9 protein-coding genes are annotated in these 13,370 nt (G+C 62.6%); all 9 read right to left on the bottom strand.

From position 1 onward, the window contains the following. Positions 1-39 precede the first annotated feature (39 nt). The 9 genes from OKW29_RS23655 to OKW29_RS23615 all read right to left on the bottom strand — a co-directional run bounded on the left by OKW29_RS23655 (position 40) and on the right by OKW29_RS23615 (position 13,339). Positions 40-1,383 (bottom strand): NAD(P)/FAD-dependent oxidoreductase, encoded by a 1,344-nt coding sequence (locus OKW29_RS23655; RefSeq protein WP_429294922.1) that lies wholly within the window; start codon positions 1,381-1,383, stop codon positions 40-42. A 178-nt stretch (positions 1,384-1,561) separates the two neighbouring features. Next, complete coding sequence (locus OKW29_RS23650) at positions 1,562-2,803, bottom strand: thiolase family protein (protein WP_429292818.1); 1,242 nt, start codon at positions 2,801-2,803, stop codon at positions 1,562-1,564. Positions 2,804-2,828: 25 nt separating this feature from the next. Beyond that, positions 2,829-4,382, bottom strand: a complete 1,554-nt coding sequence (locus OKW29_RS23645; RefSeq protein WP_429292817.1) for a class I adenylate-forming enzyme family protein — start codon at positions 4,380-4,382, stop codon at positions 2,829-2,831. 45 nt (positions 4,383-4,427) lie between these two features. Further along, the gene (locus OKW29_RS23640; RefSeq protein WP_429292816.1) at positions 4,428-5,561 is read right to left on the bottom strand and encodes a saccharopine dehydrogenase family protein; all 1,134 of its coding nucleotides are present in this window, start codon (positions 5,559-5,561) and stop codon (positions 4,428-4,430) included. A 187-nt stretch (positions 5,562-5,748) separates the two neighbouring features. Then, the gene (locus OKW29_RS23635; protein ID WP_429292815.1) at positions 5,749-6,429 is read right to left on the bottom strand and encodes a c-type cytochrome; all 681 of its coding nucleotides are present in this window, start codon (positions 6,427-6,429) and stop codon (positions 5,749-5,751) included. Further along, positions 6,430-7,908, bottom strand: coding sequence for a flavin monoamine oxidase family protein (locus tag OKW29_RS23630; RefSeq protein WP_429292814.1), 1,479 nt, complete (start codon positions 7,906-7,908; stop codon positions 6,430-6,432). An 88-nt stretch (positions 7,909-7,996) separates the two neighbouring features. Further along, on the bottom strand, positions 7,997-9,064 hold the full coding sequence (locus OKW29_RS23625) for a WD40/YVTN/BNR-like repeat-containing protein (RefSeq protein WP_429292813.1): 1,068 nt from the start codon (positions 9,062-9,064) through the stop codon (positions 7,997-7,999). Between the two features lie 17 nt (positions 9,065-9,081). After that, positions 9,082-11,442: an efflux RND transporter permease subunit gene (locus tag OKW29_RS23620; protein ID WP_429292812.1), complete on the bottom strand. Its 2,361-nt coding sequence runs from the start codon at positions 11,440-11,442 to the stop codon at positions 9,082-9,084. Between the two features lie 64 nt (positions 11,443-11,506). Next, positions 11,507-13,339, bottom strand: coding sequence for a DUF1302 domain-containing protein (locus OKW29_RS23615; RefSeq protein WP_429292811.1), 1,833 nt, complete (start codon positions 13,337-13,339; stop codon positions 11,507-11,509). Between the last annotated feature and the right edge of the window lie 31 nt (positions 13,340-13,370).

Genomic DNA, 13,370 nt, shown 5'->3' with positions numbered 1-13,370 from the left:
CGGCATGGTCTCCGCAAGCATTCCATGGCGCTATGCACATTACGCCCGCTGCGCTTGCGCTGCGCGCGCCTTGTGGTTTACGCGGTCGTCGAGCGCGTTCACCACGCCCAGCGCCCCGTTGACCACACACCATCGCAAGGGCTCGGGAAGCGTTGATGGTGTCTTGTGATCCAGCGCAGAAAGGAGCGGATTGTCGATGCCGCGAATCCGCCCGGCAATCATGTTTCCCGCCATGGATTGGGCGGCCACGCCATGTCCGGAGCACCCGGCACTGTAGAAGATGTTCCGGTGCGCCCCTGTCGCCCCTACAACCGGCAGCGCGTCATTGGCCAAACTGATATAGCCGCTCCAGCAGGCCCGCAACGCAATACCTTGGAGTGTCGGGAAGCGGTCGTGCAGCGCCGTGCGCAGCTCGCGATACGACTCGTAGTCCGGCACGTTCGGCGTTTTGGAGCCGTATGGATAATGTATCCGCTTCGTCGTCACAACGAGCGTGTTGTTGACGGTCAGACGGTGGCTTTCCATGGTCCAGTGTGCCGTCACGATGCCTTCGCGCCGCGGCCAGCCCAAGGTCTTGCGCTGAGCATCGGAAAGCGGCTCGGTCTCGATGGCCGAGACCCGCAACGGTATGACCTTGTCTGCAAGAAGGCCAAGCTGCGGCGTATAGGCGTTGGTGGCCAGCATCAGCACCGGGGCGCTCGCACTGCCTCGTGGGGTTTGCACCTTGATGACCGGCCCCTCCGTGTAAGACAGCAGCGGCGTATTCTCGTAGAGCTTAACCCCGGCTCGCAGAGCCGCGCGCCTGAGACCCATCACGTACTTGCCGGGGTGGAGCGTGCCACCGCGCGGCACGTAGTTGCCAAACAGAAATGCCGGCGGAATACCGCGCGCGCGCATCTCAGCCTGATCAAGAAACTCCGACTGAAAGCCCAGCTCGGCGCCAGTTCGCATGTCCTCGCGTACCTTCTCCTCCTGGGCGGGATCGATTCCCGCGCGGATGATCCCCGTCTGGTTGTAGTCACAGTCGATCTCGTACTCTTTGAGCTTGCCTTCCACGAAGGGGACGGCGTCCTCGTAGTAGCGGACGATCGACTTCCCTTTCTCATTGCCGATGTCCTTGAGAAACAGATCGTATTCGAGCGCGAGCGCGCCGGCCAGATAGCCCGCGTTGCGTCCGCTCGCGCCAAATCCGGCGAACTCACGCTCGAGCACGACCACTTTCGCTCCGTGGCTGACCAGCTCCAGCGCCGCCGAAAGTCCAGCAAAACCGGCGCCGACGATAACCACATCCGCGCTCACGTCGCCAGCGAGTTCGGGTTGCATATCGTCCGGCCTTTCAACCCAGCCGCCTAGCGCGCGGTACTTCTCCATGTCCGCAGACATTCTGCCCTCCGCAACGGGTCCAGCAGAATCGACACGTGAGCATTGCGTGGCCGCCACTGCTGGCACCACCACGGCAGCAGCCGCCGCGCCCTTGAGGAAAGTGCGGCGATTCACTCCGGAGCGCGAGTCGTCTTGCCGCCCTGCCTGGGTTTCCGTCATTTCGTCCATACCTGCTCCGTCAAGACTTGCTCAGAATGTGGACGGCAAGCGCCGCCTCTTCGACGCCTTGAAATCCACCGCCATTTTCCTGAATCGCATGACGCGCCTCAGGTACCTGACGCGCCCCCGCTTCACCCCGCAGTTGGGTAACCAGTTCGTAAAGCTGACCGATCCCCGTCGCACCCAATGGATGTCCCTTCGATTCGAGTCCGCCCGACGTGTTGATGGGAATGCGCCCGCCCAGCGTGAACTCGCCGCGCTCGGCAGCCGGACCGCCCTGACCGGGTGGAACCAGTTGGAGGTTTTCGGCCTGGATGATTTCGCCCATCGCCGACGCGTCGTGCACCTCGGCGACATCGATGTCATCGGGACCGAGACTCGCCTGCTCGTAGGCCTGCAGCGCCGCGAGGCGGCCGATGTTCTTCTGCGGCTCGTCGAGGCGACGATGCGTGAAGCTACGAACCACGCTCGCCGCGACCCGGATGCAGCGGCTGCGGTCGGCACCGATGCGTCGCAAGCCCTCCCCCGTGCACAGGATCGCCGCCGCCGCGCCGTCCGAAACCGGCGCGCACATGGGCAGCGTGATCGGATATGTGATCGGCGGCGCCGCGAGCACCTCGTCGATCGTGAAAGCCTGGCGGAACTGGGAATACGGGTTGTGCACCGAATGCAGATGGTTCTTCGACGACACGGCGCCGATCTGGCGCTGCGTGGTGCCGTAGGTCTTCATGTGATACCGGCACAGCGCGGCATAGACCGACATGAAGCGGCTATAGGGGCGATCCGACTCGGAACCGGGCGGCGGCTCGACGCCTTCGCCAAGCTTCAACAGGCTGGCGAAGTTCTCATCGACGCGCGTCACGTCCCAACCCGCCTCGAACAGGGCGAATGACTTCGCCTTGTCCGCGACGTTCATCTTCTCCGCACCGAGCGCCAGCGCAACATCGCAGGCACCCGACCTCAATGCCTGTACCGCGAGATGCACGGCGGTGCTGCCCGATGCACAGGCGTTTTCGACGTTGTAGACCGGGATGCCTTCAATGCCGATCTTGCTGAAGACGACCTGCCCCGGAATCGACAGCTGGCCTTGCAACGGCCCCGCAGTGATGCCAGCGTAGAAAGCCGCGCCGATCGCCTCGGCGCCACAATCCGCATCCTTCAACGCGCCGCGTAATGCTTCGCCCGCGAGATCGTCGATGCTGCGTTCGAAGTGCCGGCCGAACACGGTCATCGCAATGCCGGCAATGTAAATGTCGCTCATGGTGTTTTTTCTCTACGTGGCTGACTTAGATCCGGCGGGTTTCTCCCTGCCAGTACTGCTCGCGCAGATCCTTTTTCAGCACCTTGCCGGCCGTGCTGCGCGGCAATGCTGCAATGAAGTCCACGCTCTTCGGTGACTTGACCGAGCCGAGCTTCTCCTTGCACAACGCCACGAGCTCTTCGGCACTGACGCTATGACCCGCGTTGAGCTCCACTACCGCCTTCACGGCTTCGCCCCACTTTTCGTCGGGCACGCCGATCACCGCGCAATCCTGCACCGCCGGATGCGCCCAGATCACCTGCTCGACTTCGCTCGGATAGACGTTGAAGCCGCCGCTGATGATCATGTCCTTCTTGCGGTCCGTGATGTGCAGGTACCCTTCCGGGTCAAGATGGCCGACGTCGCCCGTGTGCAGCCAGCCGTTCACGATCGTTTCCGCGGTTTTCTCCGGCGCCTTGTAGTAGCCCTTCATGACGAGGTCGCCGCGTACGCAGATTTCGCCGGTCTCGCCCTGCGGCACGATTTCACCGCGATCGTTCATGATTTCGACACGGATCAGCGGGTTGGGCCTGCCGACCGACGAGAGCCGGCTATCCGGCGCAAGCTTGCCGTCGACGAAGTGCTCGGCAGGCGTGAGATAGGAGATGGACGCGGGGGCTTCCGTCTGGCCATAGCCACCCGCCATGACCGGACCGAACACCGCGATCGCGCGCTTGAGCTTCTCCACCGACATCGGCGCGGCACCATAGAGGAAGCATTTGAGCGACGAAAAATCCTGGCTCTCGATGCCCGGGATATCCAGCAGTCGATAGATGACCGTCGGCGGCAGGAAGAACTCCGTGACCCGATGCTTCGCGATCGCCGCGAGAAGAAGCGCCGGATCGGGCTTCGGCAGCACGACCACCGTACCGCCGCGAGCGGTGCAAGGCAGCGACAGCATCCCCGCGGTATGTGTCATGGGCGCTGCAGCGAGATTCACCGGGCGCTCCACGCCATAGGGATACGCCATCATGAACTGCGCGAAGTAAGTCTGAAACGCACGATGCGTGTTCATCACGCCCTTGGGCAATCCGGTCGTCCCGCCCGTACCCGAAAGCGTCACGATGTCGTCCATGTCGTAATCGACGCGCGGTTCGGTCGCGGGCTGCGCCGCGCTCCATTTCTCGAGCGACGGCGCCCACGGCAGATCGGCATCGATACAGACCCAGAGCCTGACCTTGGGCAGGCTGGGACGCAGCGCTTCGATCGCCGGTGCGAACGCCTGATGAAAGAAAAGCGCTTCGCAATCGAACGCGTCGAGCAGGTACTGATTCTCCTGCGGTGCGGTGCGTCCGTTCACGGGTATCCACACCACCCCGGCACGCCACAGCCCCAGCGTGCAAGTCCATGCCGTGACGTCGTTGTCGGCCCAGACCGCCGCCTTCGCTTCTTTTTCGAAGCCGGCTGCGAGCAGGCCGTTGGCGATGCGGCACGACAGTGTGTGAACCTCACTGAACGAATAGCTACGCTCGTCCTGAATGTAGGCGACGCCATTGGGGTTGATGCGCCAACCGCGGTCGAAGAAGTCAATGATTGCCATGTCCCATGTTTCCCTGAGTCAGTCCGGAATCTGCGCGCGCGGTGCTTACAGCTGCGCGATCGTTGCGCGCGCGAGCCCACGCTGCTCGAGGAACCCGAGCAAATAGCGATGTCCGAATGCCTTCGAACCTGAAGCGAAGCCCACCCTGGCGGTCTCGCCGTCAAGCAGCTTGATGGCACCGGCCGCATGAATGGCGCCAGTGGAGATGTACGGCGTGATGCCGTGCAGGGTTGCACGCACCGCTGCAAGCTGGCCGCGACCGATCGCGAAGTCGACCGTGCGATGAAGCGACGTGCGCTCGCGCGGCGGCATGGCCGGCGTGGTGGAATCGACGAGCTGCTTGAGCACCGCATCCTGGTGCTCGCGGGGCAGGTTCGCGTACTCGGCATCCCACTTTTGTCCGAGCGCATGCACCATCTGCATCGCGTTGTTGTCGTAGAAGCCCACGCAAGAAATGCAGCTGCGCACGCGCGGATCGTGCTCGAAGTACACCGGCAGCGACGTGCCACCCCAAGGGAGCGCGAACACGGGCTGAAGGAAATCGGGGGAGGCAACGTTGAATGAAGCGTGCTTCTCATGCGGCACCAGCTCCTTTTCCCACAGATAGCACGACTCCTGGCGATAGCCTCCGAAGATGGTCGCCGTGGAGCCGACGCTCACACCGGCGCCGGCACCGCGGGGGCCCCGCGTCAAGGTCGCCGTCTCGAGCGCGTCGACACCCGGCGTCTCGAGTGCCAGCTCGGCGGCAATTTCCGCGAACGTGTACATGTACGCGTTCGACGGCGACAACAGCAGCCCAGCCTGACGGTACAACTCGCCAAATTGATCGCGCGCCTGGCGGATGAAGTGTTGCTCGCCAGTAGTGTCGAGGTAGTGACAACCTGCCTTGAGTGCCGCCTCTACCGCAACCAGCCCGAAATCGAAGAACGGCCCGACGGTGGTGCACATGACCTTCGCACCTCGAAATGCATTCACGAGCGCATCAACATTGTGGTCGGCCTCGATGATTTCGTAGTTCGCTGATTCGAGGCGCACGACTCGCTGCGCCATCATGTCCTGCGTACGCTTCGCATTGCGCGCAACCGCCGTAAAGGGAATGTCCTGGTCGATGAGCCAGTCCATGATCAACATGCCGGTGTAACCGCTTGCGCCATAAACGACGACGGGGTGCTTTGCCATACCTGCCTCCTGAAACCTGATTGGTGGAATGTTTGCGTCGGCTAGATGCCGGGCTTGCCGCGATAATGCGCTCCGATGTTATAGAACATAATACCAAATATAGGTCATGTTACAAAATACATAGATTTAAAAAAAAGCAGGTTATTTCCTGCTTCTTCCCGACTCCTGTAGCTCTACGCCATAGCGGCTATTGCATGCCTGCGCTGCCGCCTCCCGGGCTCAACCCCGCAAGGTAGCTGGCCACCGCGTGGATGTCTTCGCCGGACAATGTAGCGGCCATCCCGTTCATTGCGCCGCTCGGGTCACGACGTTCGCCCGTCTTGAACGCAGCAAGCTGCTTCGCGAGATAGGCTTCGCCCTGGCCGGCCAGCCGTGGAATCTGTTCCCGGCCCATGAACGATGCCCCGTGGCAGGCCTGGCAGCTTTTCGCCGCGACGAGTGCCATGCCGCGCTGTTCGAGCGCCGGCTGGCCGCGCTCCGCTTCACTTTGGACCGGCATCTGCCGCGAGAAATAGACAGCCAGTGTTTTGATCTGCTCATCCGTAAGCTCCCTCGCAATCGCACCCATGTAGGGGTCGAGTCGCTGCCCATCGGCAAACGCGTGCAACTGCGCGACGAGATAAGCCTCGGGCTGTCCGGACAGCGCCGGATACGAGGCGTTGACAGATTGCCCGTGCGCACCGTGACAGAAGTAGCAGGTCTCCTGACGTTGCGGCCAGGGGCCGCCGTTGGCCACCTCTGTCTTGTCGACCTCGCTCATCGCTTTCTCAAACTGCATGCCGTCGATGTAATCGCGTCCGTAGAGCGCTCCAACGCTCACGACACCTGCCAGCAAGACGGCTGCGCTCACGATCCATGTGCGTTTCATTCACGCCACCTCGCCGCGTCGAGTGAAGCCGGCCAGCGCCTGCAAGGCAGCGCGGTGGCCCGAACGCACTGCGCCGTCCATTGCGCCGGCCCAGATGTCCGCGGTTTCGGTCCCTGACCAGATCAGACGCCCCACTTCGGGATGCAGATACTTGCCCCACTTCGTCCAGAAGCCCGGCGGCATAGGATTGATGCAATGCAGGGTCCAGGGATCGACCCGGCCCCAGTCGTAATCGTGGAACTGCGTCGGATGCAGCGCGCGGTCCCCGAATGCCTTGGCATAAGTGGCCGACAGTGTCTTTTCGGCCATCGCCGAGTCGTGCGGCAGCATCCCCGGTGCAACGAATGCGGCGATCACGCCGAGCGATGCATCGGGAGGCGAGTTGTCGTAGGCCATGAAGACCGGGCCGCCGACCTGGAAGATCGTTCCGCAGTATCCGGCGTCACGCCAGAACGGCTTGTCGTAGACGTGGACCGTCTTGCGCATGGGGGCGTTCGTGGGCCAGTTCTGCTGGAGTTGCGCCCGTCCGCCGGGCAACGCCGGATCGAAAACCACCTGATTGCACAGGGCCGGATTCATCGCAACGATCACACGACGCGCCTTGAGGACGCCCTGATCGGTGTGAAGCTCAACGACATCACGATCCCAGCCCGCGATCCTGCGCACCGGCGAGGACAGCCTGACCTTGTCGCCCAGTTGCTCGGCCATCTTGATGCTCAGACGCTGCGAGCCGCCGACGATGCGTGTTTCCTGCGCGCCGCCCTTGAACGCTTCGAGCTGCGTGTAGTTGCAGCTTGCACTGTTGATCATCGATAAGTAATGCAGCAGACCCAGCTGCGCCGGCGCGCCGCCCGTGGTCAGCTTCGCGGCTAGTGCGCGGAAGTAGCCGTCCTCGTATTTCACCCCCTGCTGCAAGAGCCACTCGCCGTAGGAGAGTTTGTCCAGTTCCGCCAGATGAGGCGCCGTCCACGGCGCGCCGGACGGCACACCGCGCGACAGTTCGGCAAGCCGGTTCCCGATCGTGTCATCGCCGCCAGTCCCACCATGGAAGTCCTGGGCCACCGTGGCGTCTTCCGCCATCACCACGGTCTTGCCGGTGTACCAACTCGGAAACGTATCGATCTCGAGTTGACGCGCCAGATCGAAGATCGCCGTCTGGCCGGGACCGATCCACTGCCCTCCGGCTTCGGAAACGACGCCATGCCCGAGGTCATGGTTATACGTGCGTCCACCGACGCGGTTGCGTGCCTCGAGCACGACGAACGAATCACATCCGGCCTGTTTGAGGTCGCGACCCGCGGTCAGTCCTGCTAGACCCGCGCCGACGATCGCGACGTCCAGAATGTCGCCGTTGATGGGCTTGGTTACGGCGGCTTGTGCCAGCGACATGCCGCCGGCGGCGAGTGACGCCGCCCCCAACGCCGTAACACGTAGCAGCTGACGCCGGGTCTGTGCATCCGGCTTATTTTTCCGATCCATGCTTGATGCCCAATTCAGTTTCATTATTTCTCCCCTTTCTTCTCTGCACCTAAGGAGAACGTTCTGACAAGGTAGCGACTGGCGTTTCTCAACGTGCCGTCAGCGCCCCGTCCTGCGAAATCAACACCGGTTTGCCGGCGTCATCGATCACTGCAGCGGTGAGCCTCGCGCGATCGTCGCGCTGCTGAACCTCGAACGACATGCTGCCCTCGCGTTGCCAAATCAACACCGGTTTGCCGGCGTCATCGATCACTGCAGCGGTGAGCCTCGCGCGATCGTCGCGCTGCTGAACCTCGAACGACATGCTGCCCTCGCGTTGCCGGAACACGAGGCCATCGAGCCCGACGCCCATCAGTCCGTTTTGAGTCGCCACGAGATCGGTGATCGAACTCTTCGTACCCGAGTTGAGCGCGGCCCACGTCGCTCCGCCGTCGCTGCTCTGGTACAGGCTGCCCAGCAGGCCGCCCACCACGATCCGCCCGTCAGGCAGCGCCACGCCGCTCCACAGCGTGCCCTTTCCGCCCGTCGCCAGATAGCTCCAGTTCGCGCCACCGTCCGTGGACTTCAGCACCATGCCTTGTTCCGAATCGATATAAATCGCGCCCTGGCGGTCCGCGAAGATGTGGTACAGGTTGCGGTCCGCCCTCGTGCTGCCCGGCGGCTTCGGCACGGTCACTTTGGCCCACGTCTTGCCGCCATCGTGTGTGGCCAGCATCAGCGACCACAGGCCTACCGCCAGGCCATCCCTCTCGTTCGTGAACAGAACCGAGAACAGCGGCTGGTCCACCGAGAGATTCATGCGCTGCCTCTCCCACGTTTCTCCGCCATCGGTGGTCGCGAGAATCACGCCCCACTGGCCGACCGCCCAGCCGCGCTGCGCATCGATGAACGTCACCGCCGAAAGCGTGGCCGAGACCGGCGACTGCCGGGCCTGGCGCCACGTCTTTCCTTCGTCATCCGATAGAACGATCACGCCGTGCTCGCCCACCGCCACGATGCGTTTGCCCGCACGCGCGGCGTCCAGCAACATCATGTGGGATGGGCCCGCCCATGCGCGCGCCGGCATCGCCGCCCACTGCGCAACGGTTCCCGGCGGCAGGGCCCAGACTGCCGCACTCGCGCACAGCGCGGCACAGGCAACAAGCATCTTGATCATGACTGCGTCTCCCATGTTCAATGACTGAAGAGTCCGGGCGCGCGCGCCGGTTTGCGCCTCGGGAACCACCGTTCCAGCACCGAAGCCAGTGCGGGCAGCGCCGTCATCGCCATCAGCAGGTTCACGAGGAACATGAACGCCAGCAGCTTGCCCATGTCGGCCTGGAACTTCAGCGCCGAGAAGCTCCAGGTCGCCACCCCGATCGCCAGCGTGATCGCGGTGAAAATCGTCGCCACGCCCACTTCGAGCATCGCGTGCTGCACCGCCTTGACGATGTTCTGCCCACCCGCCAGATGCACCTGCAGCCGGTTGTAGATATAGAACGCGTAATCAACGCCAATGCCCACGGCCAGCACCATCACCGGAAGCGTGGCTACCGTAAGCCCGATCTGCAGTTCCTTCATGAACCAGTAACCGATGAACGTCGCCACCGATAGCGGCAGGCAGCACGCCAGCATCGCGCGCCAGTCGCGGTAGGCGAGGAACACGAGGATCAGGATCGCCGCGTACACGTAAAGCATCATCGGCAGCTCGCTTGCCGCCACTTCCTCGTTGGTGGCGGCGAGTACGCCCGCATTGCCGGCTGCGAGACGCACGGCAATGCCCGGGAACCGATGCGTTGCGCGATACGTCTTCACGTCATCCAGAATCCGGCTGATCGTCGTGGCCTTGTGATCGGTGAGGAACAGATGCACGGCCGTCATGCTGCAATCCGCCTTCATGAAGCCTTTGACACGACCGACGTCCACCGACACCGCCCCATAGTTCTCCGGGTCGATCGGCACGACATTCATCTTCGGATAGTCCTCGTTGTAGCCCTGGTTGTAACGGCGCAGCATCGCCGAGTACGACTGTGCCGATACCACGCCGGGCTCGGTGCGCATCGCACTCGTGAGGTCGTCCTCGTACAGGCCGACCGCCGGGTTATCGCAGCCCTTCTGCGCCGACTCGATCGCGACCGTGAGCCAGTCGAGGCCGATGTCGTAGCTCGACGCAATCGACGCGGCATCGCGGTTGAAACGCGCATCCGCACGCAGTTCCGGCGCGCCCGGCTGAAGCGTGCCGATCACGCGGTCGCGGCTTTGCCAGGCGGCCAGTGCGAACACCACCAGCGTCAATGCCACGGTCGCGCCTGCATAGCGCGGCTGCGCGATGCGCGCGAGCCCCCGCAGCCACGACGAGCGCCGCTCGCTGCGCTTGAGCGCACTGTCCGCATAGCGCTTCGTGAAGTTGAAGCACGACGCCGCGACCGGCAGCAGCACGAGGTTCGTCACGATCTTGTATGCGACCCCCAGCGAGGCCGTGATGGCCAGTTCCCGCACCATCGGAATCGGAATCAGCAGCAGCGTGATGAACGAGACGAATGCGGTGACAAGTGCCAGCACGCCCGGAATCAGCAGACCGCTGAAGCTGTGCCGCGCTGCGTCGAACGAGCTGTTGCCGTGCGCGATCTCGCGCACGATGAAGTTGACCTGCTGCACGCCGTGCGAGACGCCAATCGCAAAGACGAGGAATGGCACCAGCACCGCGAGCGGATCCAGTCCGAAGCCCAGCAGCTTGAGCGTGCCGAATTGCCAGACGAGCGACGTCAGCGAGCATGAAATCAGCAGCACCGTGAAGCGCACCGAATGGCAGTACCAGTAGACCGCGAGCGCAGTCAGCAGCAGTGCGATGCCGCAGAAGCCGAGCACGGCGGTCGCGCCATCGGCGATATCGCCAATCTGCTTGGCAAAGCCGATGATCTGGATTTCATAGCCCGCGTCTTCGAACGGCTTGCGGATCTGCGCTTCCAGCAGGTGGTTGAACGCTACGTAGTCGAGCACCTTGCCGTTGCGGTCGCGCTCGTTGAGCTCGGCCGTAATCATGGCGCTGTCTTCGTTGTGCGAAACGAGCGTGCCGACATAGCCGCCGAGTGTGGTCGCGCGGCGGATCTTCGCGACGACGTCCGGCGTGAGCTGGTCCGGCGTGATCGTGCCGGAGATGATCGGCTCTGCGCGGAAGCCCTCGTCGGTGATCTCGTTCACGTAGGCGTTTGGCGTCCACAGCGACTGCACGCCAATGCGGTCCACGTTCGGCAGGTACGAGACGGCCTGGGTCACCTTGTACAGACGCGTAAGGCCCTCCTTCGTCCAGATCGGGCCCTTGCGGGCGCGCACGACCACGGTGACCCGGTTCGCACCGAGCAGGTCGGAGCGGTATTTCTGGAAGGTCTGGATGTATTCGTGGCCGATCGGCATCTGCTTCTCGAAGCCCGCGTCCATCCGCAGTTGCACCGCGAAAAAGGCCATGACGGCGGTGAACAGGACGATGCTCACGAGCACCGCCGCACGGTAACCGAAGAAGACCCTTTCCAGCGTTTTTACCAGGCGATTTAACACGGCATTATCCCTTCAGGTGTTTCGACGATCCCATACGTGGGATCGCCCTCTGGCTGATGAATCGTCAGAAGTTGCGGGTGACGAACATCCCGACGAAGTTTCGGTCCGCATAAGGCTGTCCGACCGTGTTGTGCCCTCCCCAGAACAGCGTGTAGTTGATCCCCGCCTGCCACACCGTCGGGTTCTGGTTGAACAGCACGTAGAGGTTCAACGACTTCGCCCCCTGCATGTAGTTCGCGCTCAGCGTTGGTGTATAGCCGTACAGGCCATCGGCAAATGTAATGCCCGGCGTCACCTGCCAGCCATGAATCAGAGAACCGTCATAGGTCCAGTTGAAGTCCACCGTGGCGCCCACCGAGCTCGACGTTCCCTGTCCCATAGCGATGGGATAGCCCAGGTTCGAGTTGTTGTTCAGCCATGGGAAATATCCCGCCATCGGCACCTGCGTGACGCTCTGCCCGTTGACCGTGCGCGTAACGCCATTCGAGCCCAGGCCCGGGTAGTAGATCCACGTGAGTTCCCAGGTGAGCGCCGCAGCGTCTGCGCCGATCAGTTTGAGAAACGGATATTCGCTGCGCGTGAGCGCGAGAATGCCGTTGATGTCGTACTGGAATCTCTTTTTATCGGCCCATTGCTGGCAGTCGATGCCTGCCACGCCGTTGGTGTTCAGGTCCAGCGGGCCACCCGCGCCATAGCAGCTCGACAGCGCCACGGCATCATGAGGCCGGTACGAAAGCTCCGTGCCGATCGCCCAGGGACCAAGCCCGAAGTTTGCGCTCGCTCCAAAGAGCTGACGGTTCTGCAGATACGACCACTGCAATGTCCCGTTGGCCAGCGACGAAAGCACCGGCGACTTGTCGGTATAGTTGAGGTAGTAAATCGCGAAGTTTGCGTCAAACGAGCGCGGCGAATAGTTGAACTTCACGCCGAACTGGGGCTTGTACTTTGATGGTGCCTGCCACTCGACCGGAAGGCCAATCACGTTGTACGGCGGCCCGGCGAAAGCGCCGTTGACGAGACCCGTGTAGATGCCGTTGAGCGTGTCCTGGTTGCCGCTGGCAGGCCCGGCGATCGTGCCTGCACTCGGGCCGGCTACGTTGAGGTTGTTGGTGCTGACCGTATATGGCTCCGTCCCGCGGCCGAGGCTGTTGGACACTGACCAGTAGGAACCGACCGGTGGATAGCGGTTGCCGTTCCACCAAAATTGATAGTAACCCTCAGTACTAAAACCATGAGAAAGATCGGCGGCGAAGCTAATCATGGGCGCCGGAAGCAGCGCCTGCTTCAGTTGCGAGCCGGGAATCAGCAGCTTCTGGACATCAAGAGAATTAGTGGCGTTCACGCCACCCATCGCGAAGATACTTTCTCCCCAGTTGATCACCTGATTGCCGAGCCGCACATGCGCGGCGTTACCACCGATCGTAAAGTCCTTCTCGCCCCATAGATCGAGCAACTGCACGTCATAGACGACCTGTGCCGACGCGGTGCTCGATAGCGGGGTTCTGTTCGTATCACCGGCAAGAAAGTCGTACATGCCGGTGCCGCGAATCATGAACTTGAGTCCCTCGCTCGGCATCTTGAAGAGCAGCTCGCTCGTCGCGCTGACGTAGGTGCTGAAGGGCTGACCCTTGCGATAGTTCAGGTTGCCGTTGTCGCCAACGCCCCACTGGTTCACGTTAGCGCCTGCTCCACAGTCGAACGCGTTCGGGTCACCCGTGAGCGAGCAGCTCGGGTTTTTGGTGCGGATGCCTGCGCCCGCCGTGAGGTTGGTCACCCACGAGCCGGTAAGATCGTTGATCCCGGTCGTAAACTCGTAGCCATACGCGCTGGAGGTGGCAGCCGCGCCGGCGATCGCCAGCGAAACTGTCGCAGTCCTTCCTATCGTCTTCGTTTTCATCACCCTCCCCTGCCGCCAATCTCATTGCCAG

It is taken from the genome of Paraburkholderia sp. CI3 (assembly GCF_050436505.1).
GTDB lineage: Bacteria > Pseudomonadota > Gammaproteobacteria > Burkholderiales > Burkholderiaceae > Paraburkholderia > Paraburkholderia tuberum.
This window is presented reverse-complemented; position numbering and strand designations above follow the sequence as displayed.

What these genes read in the sequence shown, in the direction of transcription:
- OKW29_RS23630 (WP_429292814.1), bottom strand. Translation starts at nt 7,908, where the DNA reads ATGGATCGGAAAAATAAGCCGGATGCACAGACCCGGCGTCAGCTGCTA.
- OKW29_RS23625 (WP_429292813.1), bottom strand. Translation starts at nt 9,064, where the DNA reads ATGATCAAGATGCTTGTTGCCTGTGCCGCGCTGTGCGCGAGTGCGGCA.
- OKW29_RS23640 (WP_429292816.1), bottom strand. Translation starts at nt 5,561, where the DNA reads ATGGCAAAGCACCCCGTCGTCGTTTATGGCGCAAGCGGTTACACCGGC.
- OKW29_RS23655 (WP_429294922.1), bottom strand. Translation starts at nt 1,383, where the DNA reads ATGTCTGCGGACATGGAGAAGTACCGCGCGCTAGGCGGCTGGGTTGAA.
- OKW29_RS23645 (WP_429292817.1), bottom strand. Translation starts at nt 4,382, where the DNA reads ATGGCAATCATTGACTTCTTCGACCGCGGTTGGCGCATCAACCCCAAT.
- OKW29_RS23635 (WP_429292815.1), bottom strand. Translation starts at nt 6,429, where the DNA reads ATGAAACGCACATGGATCGTGAGCGCAGCCGTCTTGCTGGCAGGTGTC.
- OKW29_RS23615 (WP_429292811.1), bottom strand. Translation starts at nt 13,339, where the DNA reads ATGAAAACGAAGACGATAGGAAGGACTGCGACAGTTTCGCTGGCGATC.
- OKW29_RS23650 (WP_429292818.1), bottom strand. Translation starts at nt 2,803, where the DNA reads ATGAGCGACATTTACATTGCCGGCATTGCGATGACCGTGTTCGGCCGG.